Origin of the sequence: Microcoleus sp. AT3-A2, from assembly GCF_036705685.1 — a bacterium.
In the GTDB taxonomy this organism is placed as follows: Bacteria; Cyanobacteriota; Cyanobacteriia; order Cyanobacteriales; family Microcoleaceae; genus Microcoleus.
In genome coordinates, this window is record NZ_JAUBVF010000144.1 from 1 (window position 1) to 2,339 (window position 2,339).

Annotated in this window: 3 protein-coding genes; 2 read left to right on the plus strand and 1 reads right to left on the minus strand. The window is 39.5% G+C overall.

Going from position 1 to position 2,339, the window contains the following annotated elements; translation table 11 throughout:
* Nucleotides 1-152: 152 nt before the first annotated feature.
* Nucleotides 153-338, plus strand: coding sequence for a hypothetical protein (locus QUB37_RS29520; RefSeq protein ID WP_333168775.1), 186 nt, complete (start codon nt 153-155; stop codon nt 336-338).
* Nucleotides 339-342: 4 nt separating this feature from the next.
* Here the strand turns inward: QUB37_RS29520 and QUB37_RS29525 are convergent.
* Nucleotides 343-1,445 (minus strand): IS630 family transposase gene (locus tag QUB37_RS29525; RefSeq protein ID WP_333168778.1). Its coding sequence is split into 2 segments (ribosomal slippage): nt 343-945 and nt 948-1,445, totalling 1,101 coding nucleotides; the frame shifts between segments, so codons are not numbered across the junction.
* A 295-nt stretch (nt 1,446-1,740) separates the two neighbouring features.
* On the opposite strand from QUB37_RS29525, the gene QUB37_RS29530 reads away from it, so the two are divergent.
* Complete coding sequence (locus QUB37_RS29530; protein WP_333168779.1) at nt 1,741-2,169, plus strand: hypothetical protein; 429 nt, start codon at nt 1,741-1,743, stop codon at nt 2,167-2,169.
* Nucleotides 2,170-2,339: the final 170 nt, after the last annotated feature.

Consider the following 2,339-nt stretch of genomic DNA (forward strand, 5'->3'; position numbering starts at 1 on the left):
CTAATTTAGGATGATTGCATTTACGTCATACAGCCTAGTTACACAAAGGCTTTAATTGTTTTTGGAGATGTCTACTGGGGACTGAGACTGAACTAGGGTTAAGTCAGCTAGTTGAGGTAGAATTTTTTTCCGCACTGTCTCGCAGAGTGCGAATGAGAGAAATTTCTCAGGAAAGGGCAAGACAAATAGCAATAGAGTTTCAGGCAGAATTGGACGGTGATTTTTATACTCGCATCCCCTTAGAGTCAATTCATTACAATTTAGCTCGCGATTGGATTAGCCACTTTGAAGTACCGTTGCGTACCTTAGATGCACTGCATTTACTCCCTTCCCGCTAGAAGACTATAGAATGAGATTATAGATATGTTGAATCGTGTTGGCAATTTGGATGGGAGTCTGCAATTGTTGAGTTTCAAAAAAGGTTTTAATTCGCAGTTCAACCTGCTCGATACTTTTGTCACTTGGCAAATGATGTAGTAGTCTCAATCGGAGCAAATGAATTAGATATTCGACTAAATTAAAATTCGGAGAATATGGTGGTGTGTAAACAAATTCAACTGTTATCTGTTCCTCAATCCCTGATGTGAATAACTCAGCCCATAAATAACGGCGCAGCTTATTTTTATGCGTAGAATTGTTATCTAATATGATTGTCAAATGCTTGATTTTTTCCTGAATACAGTAGGAGCATAGCTCTCCAAAATATAATGCTAAGTCTTCTGTTTTGGCAGTTGGTACTAACCGCAAGAATTCTGCTCCACTCACAGCATCTACTGCTAATAATCCATTTAATTTCTCTCTCTTTTTACTTTCATTTGATGACACTTGAGGTCGAGTATTTTTTAATGCCCATCCGTAGTATGTACTTGGTCGGTTATATACTGCGAATTCATCAAAGAAGATAATTTTCTCCCCAGGCTTTTTCTGGCGCATTTTTTTTTTAGCATCTTCACAAACTCTTTTTGTTTTTCTGGTGAAGCATTCTCGTAATCTCGGTGTGCTTTTTGATGTGATAGATTCAACTTATCTAATATTTCATAGATTCTCGATGTTTTCAACTCTATTCCCCATCTTTGCTTTATTACGAATGCTATAATTTTTCCGATCCAGATTTCTCGGTCTATTCCATACTTAGTTGGCCTATCGTTCAATACCATTTCTTTGATCTCTTGCTGCCGCTCAGGATTCAGCCTCTCTTTCACTTGATGCTTGATTGGCTCCACTAGCCCTTCTAATCCTGCATCTAGATATTTACCAATCCATTTGGCTATGGTTAAATCTGTAGAGCCTACTAATTTGGCTACTTCCCCTCGACTTTTTCCTTCACTTAGATACCTGATTGCTGATAGTCTTTGTCGTATATATGCTTGCTGATTATTGTAATATAGTCGCTGCCACTGCTTTTTATCTAGGCTTACTAATCGCAATCTTTGGCTCAGATTCATTGATATTTTCCTCGCTTTTTTTTACTATAGCATTTTCTGTACTCTTTGAGCTGGAAAGGAGTAAGAAGGAGTTTGTAACCAGAAAACTAACTTTAGTTATCTATCCTAAAGACTTAGACAACACAGACTTTTACGTCTTGGGAGATTTTTTGAAATCAGCTTGTTTTTAAAATTTTATAAGAGGTATTGAGAACACCTTACTTCAATGGCACTGAAAAAGTGAGCCAAAAAAAATCTGTAAGGCAAGATATACATAGATAATTGCCTTACAAACCAAAATATCTCTCTCCCGGCAATGCCAAATCGTGCGTGCATTCTCAAACAACAATTTTTGCAGAGCGTTGCCTCACATTGGGAGAAGCTGCTGCCAGAAGAGTTAGTCCAGGAGCTTCTAGCGAATGAGAAGATCACCTACTACCAAAGCATCTACACACCGATAGTCACCTTGTGGGCGATGATATCCCAGGTACTCGATCCCGACAAAAGTTTGAGTCAAGCCGTGAAGCGGATGAGTACGTGGCCCAGGGCGGCCGGAGTCAAGCCTCCTTCTTCTGATACCGGGGCATACAGTAAAGCTCGTAAGCGACTACCAGAAAAACTCGTTCAACAGTTAGTACCCATAGTCGCAGAGGCTCTAGAAAAGCAAGTTCCCAGAGAACAACAATGGTGTGGACGACGGGTGCGGGTACTAGATGGGACAACAGTGTTGATGAATGATAAGTAGGTCGGTATAAAAAAACCAAGGTAAGTAAAGAAATGTTAACAACCAGGATAGGAACTGAATTTAAAGCGATTAGTTGTATAATTTCCTCGTTGTCCTCTCGCTTCAATTCCATCCATTACTGCGTAGGCAATATCTAGTTCATCTTCAAACATTTGTCCGACCAGTTCATG